Source organism: Dokdonella koreensis DS-123 (assembly GCF_001632775.1).
Classification (GTDB): Bacteria; Pseudomonadota; Gammaproteobacteria; order Xanthomonadales; family Rhodanobacteraceae; genus Dokdonella; species Dokdonella koreensis.
In genome coordinates this window covers 258,023-273,983 of record NZ_CP015249.1, presented here as the reverse complement: position 1 = coordinate 273,983, position 15,961 = coordinate 258,023, and the positions used below count along the sequence as shown (strand labels likewise).

Sequence of the window (15,961 nt, the reverse complement as noted above, 5' to 3'; positions counted from 1 at the left end):
CGGTCGTCCAGGTGGGCATCAAGGTACAGCGACGGGATTCGCGATCCCGGTGCTGCGCCCTGCCGATGGTCGCGCGTCGGCGCGGGAAGGTAAATCCCGTGGGCCGGCCGGCGGTGCGTCCGGCCCTCGCCGTTCACCGCGCCGGCAGGTGCCGCATGCCGATACCGGCCCCCAGGCAGAACGCCAGGCCCGCGGCCAGCCCGATCAGGGCGCCCACCACAGCCGCGGCACCCAGCTCGTCGGTCACGTCGAACACCACGCCGGCCAGCAGCGAAAGCACCACCGCACCGATGATCGCCGCACCGAGGCAGACCCACGGCAGGCGAAGCAGACCGCGCGAGCGCAACCACACCACGTAGGGAAGGCCAAGCGCCAGGGCGGCAAGCGAGACCGGCAGCGAGAAGACCAGGGTGGACCCGAACGAGGCCAGCGCATCCCTCCAGGAGAACGCCAGCGTGGCCGCCCACGTCAGAAGCTGGACGCAGGCCGGCGGCACCAGCAGCGCCAGGCCCGCACCGAGCCAGAGCGGACGGCGATGAACGGAAGGTTTCGGGCCGGCCTCCCCTGTCATGCCCGGCACGGCAGCAGCGCCATCGCCTGGTCGAAGCGGTCGACGCTGTAGCGAACGGCATCCGGATGCCGCGTGAGCGTGTGCTTCCATTCGGTCTCGGGGAACGCGAACACCACGCTGGCGGGCAGCACGGCCGCAATCGCCCGGTACCACGCGACCAGCGGATCCTGCAGGCGGACGTGCAGGTCGAACTGGCGCCGCGCCCGGCCGGGATCGCCATCGCGCTGGCGGCGGGCAATCACAGGGTCGAGGGCTTTCACGTAGTAGCGATCGGCAAAACCCAGGCGCTGCCCGGCGAACAAGGCGCGGCTGGCATCCCGTTCGGCCTGCCAGCCGGCCTCGCTCGCCTCGCCGATCTGCCAGAGCGACCAGACGTAGTGCAGCTTGAACGGGTCGGTATCGCAGACGGCCAGGCCCGTCGCGCTTTCCATCGCCCGTGCGGCGGCCCACCGGCGGGCGTTGTGCGACGCCCAGAAGTCGGCCGCCTGCAGCGGCGCGGCCCGGCGATCCGGTGCGGCCGCCACCGGACCGGTCTCCGGTACGGCCTGATCGGGCGCATGGCGGCGACACCACGTGCTCTTGCCGACCGCGCTGATGCCTTCGACCACGACGATCATGCGCAGGTCCTGGGCGATGACGAAACCGCGGCGCGGTCCGCCGGCGAGCTGCGACAACACCGCCTGCGCGGCGGCCGGCAGGGCCGGAATCGCATCCGGCACGATAGCGGCACGTCCGGCTTACCCGGGGCCGTATCGGACTGCCGATCCGGAACGGCGGCGACCAGCGCCTGTCCTTCGGCCCGCGCGATCGCCGGACCGCGCGCATCGTGGCGGCGGCGCCGGGTGACGTAGCGCGAGAAGCTCATCGGGCGATCCCGGGATCGGCGGGAGCGTGCGTCATCGCGGTGAAGTCAGCGGCGCGCCCACGGCCCGTTGCCGGACCGCCAGTAGACGAAGGTTTGCGAGGCCTTGGAGCGCTTGCGGATGAAACCGGTGGGCGGCGCCATTGCCTTGATCGCCGCCGTATCGACACCGGCGGCCTCGACGGTCGGGCGGAAGTACGCCCAGACTGCATCGACCTCGGCCGCGAGCGCCTCCGCATCGGCCAGCGGCAGCTCGGTCTGGTACTCCAGGACCAGCGTTCTCGCGCCGGTCTCGGGCTCGACCTCGACCACCTGCAGCAGCGTGATCCGCCGGCCGTCCGGCAGCGTCTGGACCTCGGCGCCGTGGACCGTAGCGGCCAGCACCAGCAGCATCAACCCGACGATCCGGACGCTGGACATGCGAGGGTTCCTCATGAGGTTCAGTCGCTCCCCGGCGATGACGATGCCGTGCGGTCCCGCCGTGCGAACCACCGCAGTCGCAGTCCGGCGCAGAACGCGATGCCCGACAGCAGGCCGAAGCCGCCGCCCTGCAGCAGCGCCCTCCAGGCGGTCTCGACATCCCGCACTCTACTGAAGGGATAGGTCACCACAAAGAATGCTAGGGCGCCGATCAGCGCTGCGCCGAGGCAGATCCACAGCGGGTTCAAGCGGCCGCGCGACTGCAGCCAGAGCACGTAGGGCACGCCGGCGACCGCGAGGACGATCGCCGACACCACCGCCATCAAGCCGACCATCAGGCACAGCGTCGCGATGAGCTCGGCCGGCGGCCACTCGGATGCGCCGACCAGCATCAGCGCGACGGCGCACAGCGGCGGCACGAGCATGGCGTAGACGATGGCCCTGGCCATCGATCCGCCGCGCCGTTCGCCGGCCTGAAGCTGCCCATCGTCGGCGTTCATTCCCAGGCCGCCCCGTTGCGCTCGCCGGCCAACTGCTGCATCGCCGCGCGATAGCGCGCCATGAACGCTGCGCGGTCGCCGCCGTAGCGCAACGCCTCGCCGACGAAGACGTCCACGAAGAATGGCACCAGCAGCCACTCACCCTTGGGCAGCGACTTGCCCAGGCCGTGCGTGAACACCGGGATCACCGGCACCTCCGGCCGGCGCTCGGCGATGCGGGCCAGGCCGCTCTTGAACTCGGCCACCTGCTCGGGCTCCCCGCGCGAGCCTTCCGGGAAGAACACCAGGATCTGGCCGCGATCGAGCGCCTCGATCACGGGGGCGAGCAGGTCCTCGTCCGGATGGCTGCGCTGGCGGTTCAACGGCACGATGCCGACGATCGTCAACGCGAACCAGGCGATCAGCCGGTTGCGCAGGAAGTAGTCCGCGGCCGCGACCGGCCGCACCCGTGGCAGCAGGCGCAGCGGCAGCAGGCTGATCAGCGTCATCGCGTCCAGATGGCTGTTGTGGTTGGCGGCGAGGATGGCCGGTCCCTTGGCCGGCAGGCGCTCGCGGTGACGCACGTTGAGGCCGAGCACGACCAGCACGACGGCGCGCACGATCACGCCGTAGAAGAACAGGCGCAGCAGCAGGCCCATCAGAAGTAGAAGTACTTCATGAAGTGGAAGAACAGCGGCGCCGTGAACAGCAGGCTGTCGATGCGGTCGAGCAGGCCGCCGTGGCCGGGGATCAGCGTACCGCTGTCCTTCACGCCCAGGTCGCGCTTGAGCGCGGAGATCGTCACGTCGCCGATGAAGCCGCCGAAGCCGATCATCAGGCCGGCGGCGACCGCATGGGCGGGCACCAGCGGCGTCAGCACCGGCGCCAGGAAGAACGCGATCACGGTGGTGGTCAGCGCACCGCCGAGCAGGCCTTCGACGGTCTTATTGGGACTGACGCTGGGAATCACCTTGTGCCGGCCCAGCAGCCGCCCCCAGACGTACTGGAGGACGTCGTTGAGCTGGGTCAGCAGCACGACGAACAGCAGCAGGCCGGCGCCGTGCGTGGGCGCGCCGGGCCGGACCGGGCCGGCGTCGGGCAGCACCAGCAGGTAGGCCAGATGGCTCAGGCCGAAGACCATCGTCATCAGGCCCCAGTGGATCGTGCCGGCGGCGCGCAGGAAGTCGCGCGTCTCGCCGGACAGGACCATGCGCATCGCGACGAACAGGAACGCCCAGACCGGGATGAACACCAGGAACATGTGATACCAGGCCTGGTACACCCATACGTACTGCAGCGGTACGCACAGGTAGGCCCAGAGCAGCACGCGCCGGTCGGCGCGGCGCGTCGGGATCAGCGACAGGTATTCCTTGAGCGCCAGGAACGAAAGGACCGCGAAGAAGCCGATCGCCACGCCGCGGCGGAACGCGATCGCGACGGCGAACACCGCCACCATCACCCACCAAGCGTTGACGCGCGCCGCGAGCTCGCCGTGCCGGCCGGCGCCGGCGCCACGGCGCATCAGCGCCACGATCAGCGTCGCCGCCACCAGCACGGCGACGATCGCGCCGAACGTCCACAGCACCTCGCGTGGAATCCACAGGTCCAGCGTCATGAGAGCTCCCCCTCCCCGCGCCGGCACCTGCCGTCGCTGCGAGCACGCATGCTAACCTGCCGCGCCTGCCGCTTGCGCCGCCGCATGAACCTGCTCGCGATCGAAACCGCCACCGAAGCCTGCTCGGCCGCCGTGCTGACGGCCGCCGGCATCGTCGAGCGCTTCGAGATCGCGCCGCGGCGCCATGCCGAGCTGCTGCTGCCGATGTGCGAGGCGGTGCTGGCCGAGGCGGGCATCACGCGGCGGCAACTGGACGCGATCGCGGTGGGCCGCGGTCCCGGCGCGTTCACCGGCGTGCGGCTGGCGATTTCCGCCGCGCAGGGCGTCGCACTGGCGCTGGACCTGCCGGTGGTGCCGGTGTCCTCGCTGGCGGCGTTGGCGCTGGAGGCGCCGGCGGCCGGGCAGGACGCGACGCTGGCGGTCATCGATGCGCGCATGGGCGAGGTCTACGCCGGCTGCTTCCGGCCGACGGCCGACGGCCTCGTCGAAGCCTTCGGCGAAGAAACGGTCGGTCCGGCCGCCGCGGTGGTGCTCCCGGCCGCCGCGGGCTGGGCGGTGGTCGGCACCGGCTGGCTGGCCTGGCCCGATGCCCTGCGCGCGCACCTGCCGGGCGAGCCGCTGTTCGCCGCCGGCGAGCGCTTCCCGCGGGCGTCCTCGATCGCGCGCCTGGCGGCGCCGATCGCGAAAGCCGGTCGCGGCGTGGCGCCGGAGCTGGCGTTGCCGGTCTACCTGCGCGACAAGGTGGCGCTGACGCTCGACGAGCAAGGGCGCCGGTGATACGCCTGTCGCGCGCGGCGGCGCGTAGCGGTAGCCCACCGGATCCACGGCCCGCGGGCGCGGCGCATCGAATGGGCTGGCAGGACCGCTGCATCGCCGCCGTGTTGCTGGTCTACGGCCTCGGCGGCATCGCGCTGCTGATCTACCTGGCGACCGTGGTGCCCCTGCCCGCGGGTTACCTCGCCGCCAGCGCGGCGCTGTCCGGCGTCGCCCTCGCCGCCGGCGTTGGCTCGCTGCGGAACCGGCGCTGGGCGCGGTGGCTGGGTGCGCTGTTCTTCCTGGTCCAGGTCGCCCAGGCGGCATTGCCGGAGTCGGGGTCCAGCGTGCTGCTGGGCCTCCATTTCACCGTATCGGTCAGCGGCGTGCAGGGCGGCTCGGTCGCCATCGACCCGTTCGCGGTGCTGTTGCTGGCATGGTCGCTGGTGCGCCTCGTGCGTACGCGGGCAAGGCCAGCTGCCCCGCCGGCACTCTCTGAGTTGCCGACCGCCTCCGCCGCACGCGACGGAGGCGGGATGGGGCATCAGAAGCGGAACACGCCCGAGACGCCGAGCAGGTTGGAGTAGTTCTCGAACTTGCCGGTGAGGCGGTCGCCGGTGGCGTTGACCGTGTCGATGTGCGCGTCGTTGACGAACAGGTGCGTGTAGCCGGCATTGATCTCCAGCGTCTCGCTCGGCTTGTAGCCGACGCCGATGCTGACCCAGCGGCGGGTGGCATCGGGCACGCGTGGGGTGCGCGTGTCGACGTGGGTCGGCGTGCCGTCGACGGCGAAACCGGCGCGCAGTGTCCAGGCCTCGTTGAGCTTGTAGTCGCCACCGATCGAACCGAACCAGGTGTCGCGCCAGCCGAACGGCTCCACCGCATTGGGCTGGGCCGGATTGGCGAACTCGATCGTCAGGTCCTGGAAGCTGGACCATTCGGTATAGGCGACGCTGGCGCCGAAGCTGAAGCGGTCGGTGAAGGTGTGCCACCAGCTCAGCTCGGTGAACGCCGGCGTGTTGAGCGTGGCCGACCCGCGCGTGTTGGTGAAGGCCGGGTCGAGCAGCGGCGCGACGGCGGCGGGGACCTGGAAGGTGGCGTTGCCGCTGATCTCGTGCTTGATCTTGGAGTGGTAGTTGAGGCCGATGCGGTCGGCGCCGGTGGGCTTCCACAGGACGCCGAGCTGCCAGCCCCAGGCCCAGTCCTCGCCGGTCATGCGGATGCGGCCGTCGGCACCCTGCGGCAGGATCGCGCCCTGCGTGGGACCGGCCAGGATCGCACCGAGGTCGATGGCGTTGGACAGGTCGGCCTTGGCGCGCTGGGCGATCGCGCTGGCGCCGATCGAGAACGCGTCGTTGATGCGGAACGCGCCGGAGAACGTCAGCGCCGGCACCTGCAGGTCCGACTTGTAGGCCTGGTAGCGGCCGACCCAGCCGGTGTCGTATTCGGTGACGAAGCCGAACGGCACGGTCAACCCGGCACCGAGGCTGACGCGGTCGTTGATCGGTGCGAGGAAATAGATGGCCGGGACCGGCTCGGTGCCGCCGCCGTCGCCACCGTTGCCGCCGCTGATCGGCCGGCCGAGCGCGTCGGTGCCATTGCCCTTGAACTTGGCGCTGACCTGGATCGCGGTCAGGTCGACCTGCAGGCCACGGCCGGGGAGGTCGAGCATGGCGGCGGGGTTGTTCACGACGACGGCATAGTCGTCCGGTGCGGCGCCGGCGCCGGCGAACGCGCGGCCCATGCCCTTGACGCTGTTTTCCTTGAGCTGGAACGCACTGGCGTGCGCGTTGCCTGCGGCCAGCCCAACCGCGACGGCGAGCGGCAGCGCGGCGAGTGCCAGCGAAACGGATCTGCGTGGGGTGGTTTTCATTGTTTGAACTCGACTGCTTGAAGGTTGCCCTGGGTCTCCCGCGGCTATGAGGCCTGTTCGGCCCGCAACTTTCAAGCGTTCGTTTGAATTTCGTTCAGCCCACGCACCGGATGCGGCCACCGCCGGTGCCTCACCCGATCCGGCCCCGATCAGGCGCTGCGCGCGGTCTCGGCGGCGGCCAGGCGGGCGATCGCCTCGCCGGCCAGCGGCAGCAGCCCCTCACCGCCGGCCTGCCAGTGGGCCAGGATCTGGCGGCGCATGCGCGGCTCCCAGAACCGCCGGATGTGGCCGGCCATCCCTTCGATGCCGGCCTCGCGATCGGGCTCGGAAGCGAAATAGTTGGCAATGTCGTTGGCCATCTGCACGAGTCGTTCTACGTCCATCGGTCATCAGCTCTCGGGGGCGGAAATGCGGTGCGGGTGCGAGTAGACGGCATGGCCGTCGGGCCGGGCGAAGCCGACCAGGGTCAGGCCGGCCGAGGCCGCCAGGTGGATCGCCAGCGCCGTCGGCGCAGAGATCGCCGCCATCAGCGTGATGCCGACGGTGGCGGCCTTCTGCACCATCTCGTAGCTGGCGCGGCTGGTCACGACCACGAAGCCGGCCTGCGGATCGATCTCGGCGGCCGCCATGGCGCCGATCAGCTTGTCCAGCGCATTGTGCCGGCCCACATCCTCGCGGACCGCCAGCAGCGTGCCGGCGGGATCGGCCCAGGCGGCGGCATGCGTGGCGCCGGTCAGCGCATTGACCGGCTGGGCGCGGCCGAGCGCGGCCAGCGCCCGCTGCAGCGCGGCGGCGTCGATGACCGGGCCGGCGCCGACGGGCGGCGGATGGCGCACGACGTCTTCCAGCTCCTGCGTGCCGCACAGGCCGCAGCTGCTGCGGCCGGTCAGGTTGCGCTGGCGCGTGGCGACGGCGGCGGCGCGATCCTCGGGGATGCGCGCGGCCACCTCGATGCCTTCGAGCAGCGGATGGACCTGCACCTCGCCCAGTTCGTGCGCACCGGCGATCACCGCCTCGCTCAGCGAAAAGCCGAGAACGAAATCCTCCAGGTCCGCCGGCGTCGCCATCATCACCACGTGCGGCTGGCCGTTGTAGTGGATCGCGACCGGGATCTCGGCGGCGATCCAGTCGTCCTCCTGCAACCGTTGGCCGCCGCGCACGCGTGTGATCGGGCGCCGCACCGCACCGGCATCGACGGCCGGCGGCGACGGGGTGTCTCGGATAGGGCTTGGCGGTATCGGGGAGGGCGGCTTCACGGCGGCTCGAGGCTCCGGAGCGGCGCGCCGGGGCGGCCGGTCCATGGGACCGACTCTACCGGATTGGAGCGCGTCATGGACCCGCGGTGTACGGGATGCCGCGGCCCTGCGCGCGCATGCCGCAGGCAGGGGGCGTGATCCCTGGGACGGCGCCGCTGCGTATGTCCAGGCATCGGGGCGCTCGCCCTTTCCATCAAGAGGTTCGCCATGCATCGCTCGCACCTTCTCGCTTCATCGTTCCTCACGCTCGGACTCGCCGCCGGCGACGCCCTGGCGCAGGACGGCCTGCTGGATCCGGCTTTCGGCATCTTCGGCACTGGCCGCAACGTCATCACGCACGACCAGGGCGGTGCGAACGCCGACACCTCGGCCGGCGTGCTGGTCGCGGCGGACGGGCGCATCTACCTGGTCGGCACCGCGCAGACCGCCGGCGGATCGCGCCATGCGATCACGCGCCTGACCGCAGAGGGTATCCGCGACGAATCGTTCGGCGACGGCGGCACCGTCTATTCGGCCAACGCGGACGTGACCGCGCGGCGCGCCCGCCTCGACGCGGCCGGCAATCTTCTCGTCGCCGGCTACCGCACCGTCGCGGGCACCGATACCGACTTCCACCTGTGCCGCTACACGCCGCAGGGCCAGCCGCTGCCGTTCACCGCGATCGGCAGCGCCTGCCTGTCGATCGCCTTCGACGTGGAGGGTGGCGACCGCGCCGATGTCGCCAACGACATGCTGGTCGAACCGAACGGACGCATCCTGCTCGTGGGCACCGCACGGCTCTCCTCGGCCTTCGGCCTGGGCGCGGCCACCCGTCTGCGGACGGACGGCACGATCGACACGAGCTTCGGCAACCAGGGGAAACACCTCTATCAACTCGGTCCCGCACCGATCACGCGTCTCAACGCGGTCGATCGCATGCCCGATGGCACGTACGTCGCCGTCGGAGAGTTCGGCTCACCGGATGCGGAGAACGGCACGTCGGCGCTGATCCTGCGCATGACAACCAACGGCACGCCCGACCCGGCGTTCCAGGCCGGCGCCGGCTACGCGGGGCTGGCGATCGATGGCGGCGCGCCGTTCAACCGCGACGAGGCGGCCACCGGCGTCCGTGTCCAGCGCGACGGCAGCCTGCTGATGGTCGGCAATACGCAGATCGCCGACTCGAGCGTGCGCTACCGCCTGTTCGCGTACAAGATCATGCCTGCCGCTCTGCTCACGCTCGACAGCGGCTTCGGCACCAGCGGGCGTGTGCTGATCGAGGACGGTCACTCCCTGGTCGCCGACGACGTCCACGTGCAGACCGACGGCCGGATCGTCCTGGTCGGCACGCGCCGCCCGACGGAAGCCTTTGCGCTGGACATGGCGGTGCTGCGGCTGCGGCCCGACGGCACGCCGGACCCCGGTTTCGGCAGCAACGGCCGCGCCTACCTGGATTTCGTCCTGCCCGGCGAATTCGACTACGGGCTGCGCATCGCTTCGCAGGCGGGACGGCTGGTCGTCGCCGGCCACTCGCTGCGCGTCGCCCCGCAGAACTACGACCTGACCATCGCACGGCTCGACAACGATCGGATTTTCGCAGACGCGCTCGAGTGAACCGCCGCGCTGCACGTATCACTGCGTCCACCGACCACAACGGACAGACGAAGACGAACGGCCGCCTCGCATTCGCTGTCGCCGGCGGATGCGGACCGGCCGGAGAGCCGAGCGGCCCGGCGATCCGGGCCGCTCCGGAACGCTCGCGCTACCGCACCGCGGCTCGCTGCAGCGGTCACAGACGCGGCCCGGGCGAATCGCTAGTATCGGGCGATGGCCGACCTGTCGCCCGCGATCACGTCCGCTCTTGCCGAGGCGCACGACGCCGCAGGCCGCGACCGGCTGCTGGGCCTGGTCTACGAGGACATGCTGCGCATTGCCCGGGCGCAGCTGCGCCGGCAACGCTCGGGCAATACGCTCGACACGCGCGCACTGGTCAACGAGGCCTACCTCAAGCTGTTCGACGGCACCGGCCTGGACTACGCCAATCGCACGCACTTCTTCGCGACGGCGGCCCGCGCGATGCGCCAGGTGGCGATCGACTACGCCCGCGCGCGGCTGGCCGAGCGGCGCGGCGGCGGTGCCGAGCACGTCGACCTCGACGCGCTGGAAGAGCAGCCGCTGCCGGTCGATGCGCAAGCCGAGCAGCTGCTGGCGATCGACGCGGCGCTCCACAAGCTGGCCGGCCTCGACGAGCGGCTGGTCAAGGTGGTCGAGCTGCGCTTCTTCGCGGGCCTGGACGTGAAGGACATCGCCGTGCTGCTGGAGGTCTCGGAGCCGACGATCAAGCGCGATACGCGGGCCGCGAAAGCGTTCCTGCAGCGGGAACTGGCGGGCGCCGCACCGTAGGCGGGCGCCACTGGACATCGGAGGGGGTAACGGGGTGGATGCGCAAAGCTGGCGCCGCGTGCGCGCCCTCTTCGACGAACTGGCCGATGCGCCGCCCGATACCTGGCGGGCCCGCCTGCAGGCCTTGGCGCCCGGCGAGGGCGCGCTGCACGCCGAGGTGCTGGCCCTGCTCGCCGCCGATCACGGCCCGCGCCTGCACACCGGCCTGGGCGCACAGGCGCCGGACCTGCTCGATGACCTGGCCGCCGGCGGCCGGCAGGCGGACCTGGCCGGCCAGCGCGTCGGGCCGTTTCGCCTGCTGCGCGAACTCGGCCGCGGCGGCATGGGCACGGTCTGGCTGGCCGAGCGTGCCGACGGCCAGTTCACGCAGCAGGTGGCGGTCAAGCTGATCCGCAGCGGCTGGGACGCCGCCGACGTGCTGGCGCGCTTCCGCGCCGAGCGCCAGATCCTGGCAGGACTGACGCACCCGAACATCGCGCGGCTGATCGACGGCGGCCTCAGCGGCGACGACCGGCCGTGGCTGGCACTGGAATACGTGGACGGCACCGACCTGCGCCGCTACTGCGACGAGGCACAGCGGAGTATCGAGGCCCGGCTGCGGGTGTTCCTGACCGTCTGCGCGGCGGTTTCGCATGCGCATGCGCACCTGGTCGTGCACCGCGACCTCAAGCCGTCCAACCTGCTGGTGACGGCGGCCGGCGAGGTCAAGCTGCTCGACTTCGGCATTGCCAAGCTGATCGACGCCCGAGGGCCCCACGTCAGCGCGGCGCGCGTGTTCACGCCCGAGTACGCCGCTCCCGAACAGGTGCGCGGCGAACCGGTGACCACGGCGGTGGACGTGCACGCGCTCGGCCTGCTGCTGTACGAGCTGCTTACCGGCCGGCGCCCGTACCGGCTGGAGAACGCCACGCCGGCCGCCTACGAGCGCGCGATCCTGGACCAGGAGCCGACGCGCCCCAGCGCTGCCGCCACGCAGCCGCCCGGCGAGACGGCCGACGACGCGGCGACGCTGGCGGCGCAGCGCGACCTGACGCCCGAGCGCCTGCGTCGCGAGCTGCGCGGCGATCTCGACGCGATCGTGCTCAAGGCGTTGCGCAAGGACCCGGCGCAACGCTATGCCTCGGTGGCCGATCTGGCCGCCGACATCGAGAACCACCTGGCACGCCGGCCGGTCGCCGCGCGGCGCGGCGGCTGGCGCTATCGCGCCGGCCGCTTCCTGCGCCGCCATGCGCTGGCGGCGGGACTGGCGACCGCCGCCGTGCTGGCGCTGGCGGCCGGACTCGCCGTCGCGCTCTGGCAGGCCGGCGAGGCGCGCCTGCAGCGTGACCTGGCCCGCAGCGAAAGCGGCAAGGCGGAACAGACGATCCAGTTCCTGCTCGACATCTTCCGCAGCGCCGACCCGGCCCTGACACGCGGCCGCAAGGTTACCGCCGAGGAACTGCTGCAACGCGGCGTCGAGCGCATCGGCCAGCATCGCATCGACGATGCACCGATGCGCTACGACCTGCTGCTGGCGATGGGCGAGGCCTACCTCGGCATCGGCGACCGCGCGCGCGCCTATCCGCTGTTCGAGCAGGCACTGGCCGTGCAGGACGCGTCGCTGCCGGACGATGTGCTCAAGCGCGTGCGTGCGCTGGTGCTGATGGCGCGCAGCCGCAGCGGCACGGACGACCTGGCGGCCGCGGGCCGGCAACTGGACGAGGCCGCCCGCCTGCTGCCGGCCGCGGCGGCCGAAAGCGACCTGGCCGCCGACCTGCGGGTCTCGCGCGGCATCAACAAGCTGGCGCTCGGCGACGCCGCCGGCGCGATCGACGACATGGCGCGCGGCGTCGCCCTGTTCCAGGCGACGCGCGGGCCGGGCGACAGCCAGACCGTCAGTGCGGCGATCACGCTGAGCTGGGCCTACGACGCGCAGGACCGCCTGGCCGAGGCGCGCAGCGTGCTGGTGCCGGTCGTGACGGCGCTGCGGGCGGTGCCCGAGTCCAATCCGGCGCGGCTGGCCGATGCGCTCGACGCGCTGGCCAATACCTACGCCACCTCCGCCGAAGCGGTCGAGGCGGTGGTGTTGCGCCGGGAGGCGCTGGCGATCACCCGGCGCCTGTACGGCGATGCCCACGGCTACGTGCAGATCCGGCTGAACAACCTTGCGTTCAGCCTGCTGCGCGCGCACGACTATGCCGGCGCCAACGCGGCGATGAAGGAATCGCTGGCCGGCGTGCAGGCGACCGAACCGCCCGGGTCGCGCGCGCTCGGCTCCACGCTCAACAACCTCGCCACCACCGAGTACGCACTCGGCCACTGGGCCGAGGCCGAGCGGCTGTGGACCGAGGCCCTGGCGATCCGGCGCAACGGCGGCGACACCACCGACGTCGCCTTCAGCCTGACCGGCAGCGCCGGCGCGGCCCGCGAGCAGGGCCGGCTCGCCGATGCGAAAGCGCGCGTCGGCGAGGCCGTGAGCCTGCTGCGGGCACACGCCTCGCCCAAGCCCTCGCACCTGGCGCGAACGCTGACCGAGCAGGCGGAGGTCGAGCTGGCCGAGGGCCGCAGCGACTGCGCAGCCGCCGAGGAGGCCGCCGACCTGATGAAGCGTCACGCGGTCGCGGACGATCCGCAGCGGCTCTATGCCGACGTGGTCGCCGCCGGCTGCGTGCGGCGCCGGGACGACTCGCCGACGGCGCGCACGCACGCGGCCGTGGCACAGGCGGCCCTGCGGCAGGCGTTTCCGCCCGATGCGGCCCGCGTGCGCCAAGCCGCGCGCTACGCCGTGCCGGGCACGCGTTGAGCGCGACGTCCGGCCCTACGGCGCCGGGGCCGGCGCCTCGCGGCGTTCGCGCAACAGCGTCTGCTGGCGCTCGCTGAAGGCGCGGTAGCGCTGCTGCCATTCCGACGGCTGGCTGACGCGCGTCACCTCCACCGCCGTGACCTTGTACTCCGGGCAGTTGGTGGCCCAGTCGGAGTTCTCGGTGGTGATGACGTTGGCGCCGGAGAACGGGAAGTGGAACGTCGTGTAGACGACGCCCGGCTGCATGCGGTCGCTGATCGTCGCGCGCAGCACGGTCTGCCCGGCACGGCTCTCGATGCCGACCCAGTCGCCGTCGACGATGCCCCGTTCCTCCGCGTCGTGCGGATGGATCTCCAGCCGGTCCTCGGCGTGCCAGGTGTTGTTGGCCGTGCGCCGCGTCTGCGCACCGACGTTGTACTGGCTGAGGATGCGGCCGGTGGTCAGGATCAGCGGGAACTTGGCGTTGACCTTCTCGGCGGTGGGCACGTACTCGGTCAGCATGAACTTGCCCTTGCCGCGCACGAAGGCGTCGATGTGCATGATCGGCGTGCCGTCCGGCGCGGCCTCGTTGCACGGCCACTGCACGCTGCCCTCGCGGTCGAGCTTGGCGTAGCTGACGCCGTGGAACGTCGGCGTCAGCCGTGCGATCTCGTCCATGATCTCGGACGGGTGGCGGTAGTCCATCGGATAGCCGAGCGCATTGGCCAGCAGCTGGGTGACCTCCCAGTCCGCGTAGCCACCGCGCGGCTTCATCACGCGGCGCACGCGCGAGATGCGCCGCTCGGCATTGGTGAAGGTGCCGTCCTTCTCGAGGAACGAGGAGCCCGGCAGGAAGACGTGCGCGAACTTGGCGGTCTCGTTGAGGAACAGGTCCTGCACGACGATGCACTCCATCGCCGTCAGCGCGGCGGTGACGTGCTGGGTGTTGGGATCGCTCTGCGCGATGTCCTCGCCTTCGATGTAGAGGCCCTTGAACTCGCCGTCGAGCGCGGCCTCGAACATGTTCGGGATGCGCAGCCCCGGCTCCTCGTGCAGCGGCACGCCCCAGGCGGCCTCGAACTGCGCCCGCGTGGACGAATCGGACACGTGGCGGTAGCCCGGCAGCTCGTGCGGGAACGAGCCCATGTCGCACGATCCCTGCACGTTGTTCTGCCCGCGCAGCGGATTGACGCCGACGCCGGGCCGGCCGACGTTGCCGGTCGCCATCGCCAGGTTGGCGATCGCCATGACCGCGGTGGAACCCTGCGAGTGCTCGGTGACGCCGAGGCCGTAGTAGATCGCGGCGTTGCCGCCGGTCGCGAACAGGCGCGCGGCGCCGCGCACCAGCGCGGCGGGCACGCCGGTGTCGGCCTCGCTGACTTCCGGGGAGTGACGCGGATCGGCCACGAAGGTCCGCCACTTGTCGAACGCGTCGCCCTCGCAGCGCAGCGCGACGAAGGCCTCGTCGACCAGGTGCTCGGTGACGACGACGTGGGCGAGCGCGGTCAGCAGCGCGACATTGGTGCCGGGCCGCAGTTTCAGGTGGTAGTCGGCCTGGACGTGCGGCGTGCGCACCAGGTCGATGCGGCGCGGATCGACGACGATCAGGCGCGCGCCCTGGCGCAGGCGGCGCTTCATCTGCGAGCCGAACACCGGATGGCCGTCGGTGGGGTTGGCACCGACGACCATGATGACGTCCGAGGTCATGACCGAATCGAAATCCTGCGTACCGGCCGATTCGCCCAGTGTCTGCTTGAGGCCGTAGCCGGTCGGCGAGTGGCACACGCGCGCGCAGGTGTCGACGTTGTTGTTGCCGAAGCCGGCGCGCACCAGCTTCTGCACGAGGTAGGTTTCCTCGTTGGTGCAGCGCGAGGAGGTGATGCCGCCGACGGCGTCGCGGCCGTAGCTGGCCTGGATGCGGCGGAATTCGCGCGCGGCGTGCGCGATCGCCTCGTCCCAGGACACCACGCGCCACGGATCGGTGATCTTCTCGCGGATCATCGGCGTGGTGATGCGGTCCGGATGCGTCGCGTAGCCGAACGCGAACCGGCCCTTGACGCAGGAATGGCCGTGGTTGGCCTTGCCGTCGACGTCGGGCACCATGCGCACGACCTCCTCGCCCTTCATCTCGGCGCGGAACGAGCAGCCCACGCCGCAGTAGGCGCAGGTCGTCACCGTGCTGTGCTCGGCCTGGCCGAGCGCGATCAGCGACTTCTCCGACAGCGTCGCGGTCGGGCAGGCCTGCACGCAGGCGCCGCAGGACACGCATTCGGATTCGAGGAAGGCCTGGTCCTGGCCGGCGCTGACCTTCGAATCGAAGCCGCGGCCCTGGATCGTCAACGCATAGGTGCCCTGCTGCTCCTCGCAGGCGCGCACGCAGCGCGAGCAGACGATGCACTTGGACGGGTCGAACGTGAAGTACGGATTGGATTCGTCCTTCGCGGCGAACAAGGGATTGGCCGTCGTGTGCGCCGTGCGGCCGTGGACCGCCGCCTCGTGATTGCCGCCGGCCGGGATGCTCGCCTGCACGTGATTGGCGCCGTCGTAGCCGTAGCGCACCTCGCGCAGGCCGACCACGCCGGCCATGTCCTGCAGCTCGCAGTGGCCGTTGGCCGGGCAGGTCAGGCAGTCCAGCGGATGATCGGAGATGTACAGCTCCATCACGCCGCGGCGGATCTCGCCGAGCTTGGAGGTCTGCGTCGTGACCTTCATGCCGGCGGCGACCGGCGTCGTGCAGGAGGCGGGATAGCCGCGCATGCCCTCGATCTCGACCAGGCACAGCCGGCACGAGCCGAAGGCTTCCAGCGTGTCGGTGGCACACAGCTTCGGGATCGCGATGCCGCCGAGGGCGGCGGCGCGCATCACCGAGGTGCCCGGCGGCACGCTGACCTCGACGCCGTCGATCTGCAGCCTGACCGGCTTCAAGGTATCCAGCAGCTGGATGGCGGGAGTGCCGTAGTCGGCTTCGGCTATCGAACGCATGGCGTGA

Annotated in this window: 15 protein-coding genes; 5 read left to right on the top strand and 10 right to left on the bottom strand. The window is 71.4% G+C overall.

The genetic code is table 11. The annotated features are described in order from the left end of the window. Positions 1-133 precede the first annotated feature (133 nt). The 6 genes from I596_RS01060 to I596_RS01035 form a co-directional block, all read right to left on the bottom strand. Positions 134-571 carry a hypothetical protein gene (locus I596_RS01060; RefSeq protein WP_067642932.1) on the bottom strand — a complete coding sequence of 146 codons (438 nt, stop codon included), beginning with the start codon at positions 569-571 and terminating at the stop codon, positions 134-136. Next, on the bottom strand, positions 568-1,290 hold the full coding sequence (locus I596_RS01055) for a hypothetical protein (RefSeq protein WP_223303891.1): 723 nt from the start codon (positions 1,288-1,290) through the stop codon (positions 568-570). The genes I596_RS01060 and I596_RS01055 overlap by 4 nt, the downstream gene beginning before the upstream one ends. A 191-nt stretch (positions 1,291-1,481) precedes the next feature. Beyond that, positions 1,482-1,853: a hypothetical protein gene (locus I596_RS01050; protein WP_067642929.1), complete on the bottom strand. Its 372-nt coding sequence runs from the start codon at positions 1,851-1,853 to the stop codon at positions 1,482-1,484. Between the two features lie 20 nt (positions 1,854-1,873). Further along, positions 1,874-2,353, bottom strand: a complete 480-nt coding sequence (locus tag I596_RS01045; RefSeq protein ID WP_067642926.1) for a hypothetical protein — start codon at positions 2,351-2,353, stop codon at positions 1,874-1,876. Then, entirely contained in the window at positions 2,350-2,991 is a 642-nt protein-coding gene (locus I596_RS01040) for a lysophospholipid acyltransferase family protein (RefSeq protein ID WP_067642924.1), read from the bottom strand. Before I596_RS01040 ends, I596_RS01045 begins: the two co-directional genes overlap by 4 nt. Continuing rightward, positions 2,991-3,947 (bottom strand): phosphatidate cytidylyltransferase, encoded by a 957-nt coding sequence (locus tag I596_RS01035; RefSeq protein ID WP_067642921.1) that lies wholly within the window; start codon positions 3,945-3,947, stop codon positions 2,991-2,993. Before I596_RS01035 ends, I596_RS01040 begins: the two co-directional genes overlap by 1 nt. Before the next feature lie 84 nt (positions 3,948-4,031). Between I596_RS01035 and tsaB the strand changes: the two genes are divergently transcribed. Both tsaB and I596_RS01025 read left to right on the top strand, forming a co-directional pair. Further along, positions 4,032-4,724, top strand: coding sequence for a tRNA (adenosine(37)-N6)-threonylcarbamoyltransferase complex dimerization subunit type 1 TsaB (gene tsaB, locus I596_RS01030; protein ID WP_067642918.1), 693 nt, complete (start codon positions 4,032-4,034; stop codon positions 4,722-4,724). Between the two features lie 71 nt (positions 4,725-4,795). Next, positions 4,796-5,287, top strand: coding sequence for a hypothetical protein (locus tag I596_RS01025; RefSeq protein ID WP_067642915.1), 492 nt, complete (start codon positions 4,796-4,798; stop codon positions 5,285-5,287). Here the strand turns inward: I596_RS01025 and I596_RS01020 are convergent. From I596_RS01020 to fdhD, 3 genes are all read right to left on the bottom strand, one after another. Then, positions 5,245-6,573, bottom strand: coding sequence for an OmpP1/FadL family transporter (locus I596_RS01020; RefSeq protein ID WP_067642911.1), 1,329 nt, complete (start codon positions 6,571-6,573; stop codon positions 5,245-5,247). The genes I596_RS01025 and I596_RS01020 overlap by 43 nt on opposite strands. Positions 6,574-6,722: 149 nt before the next feature. Further along, positions 6,723-6,956 carry a formate dehydrogenase subunit delta gene (locus I596_RS01015; protein ID WP_067642908.1) on the bottom strand — a complete coding sequence of 78 codons (234 nt, stop codon included), beginning with the start codon at positions 6,954-6,956 and terminating at the stop codon, positions 6,723-6,725. Between the two features lie 6 nt (positions 6,957-6,962). After that, a complete protein-coding gene (gene fdhD / locus I596_RS01010) occupies positions 6,963-7,796 on the bottom strand; it encodes a formate dehydrogenase accessory sulfurtransferase FdhD (protein WP_067651237.1) in 834 nt (277 codons plus the stop codon). Positions 7,797-8,036: 240 nt separating this feature from the next. Here fdhD and I596_RS01005 point away from each other — a divergent pair, with 240 nt between their 5' ends. The 3 genes from I596_RS01005 to I596_RS00995 all read left to right on the top strand — a co-directional run bounded on the left by I596_RS01005 (position 8,037) and on the right by I596_RS00995 (position 12,993). Beyond that, on the top strand, positions 8,037-9,422 hold the full coding sequence (locus tag I596_RS01005; protein WP_067642905.1) for an NHL repeat-containing protein: 1,386 nt from the start codon (positions 8,037-8,039) through the stop codon (positions 9,420-9,422). Positions 9,423-9,635: 213 nt separating this feature from the next. Further along, positions 9,636-10,211, top strand: coding sequence for an ECF-type sigma factor (locus tag I596_RS01000; RefSeq protein ID WP_067642902.1), 576 nt, complete (start codon positions 9,636-9,638; stop codon positions 10,209-10,211). A 58-nt stretch (positions 10,212-10,269) separates the two neighbouring features. Further along, a complete protein-coding gene (locus I596_RS00995) occupies positions 10,270-12,993 on the top strand; it encodes a serine/threonine-protein kinase (RefSeq protein ID WP_150131950.1) in 2,724 nt (907 codons plus the stop codon). 15 nt (positions 12,994-13,008) lie between these two features. Here the strand turns inward: I596_RS00995 and fdhF are convergent, their stop codons facing one another. Beyond that, entirely contained in the window at positions 13,009-15,954 is a 2,946-nt protein-coding gene (gene fdhF / locus I596_RS00990) for a formate dehydrogenase subunit alpha (RefSeq protein WP_067642895.1), read from the bottom strand. Positions 15,955-15,961: the final 7 nt, after the last annotated feature.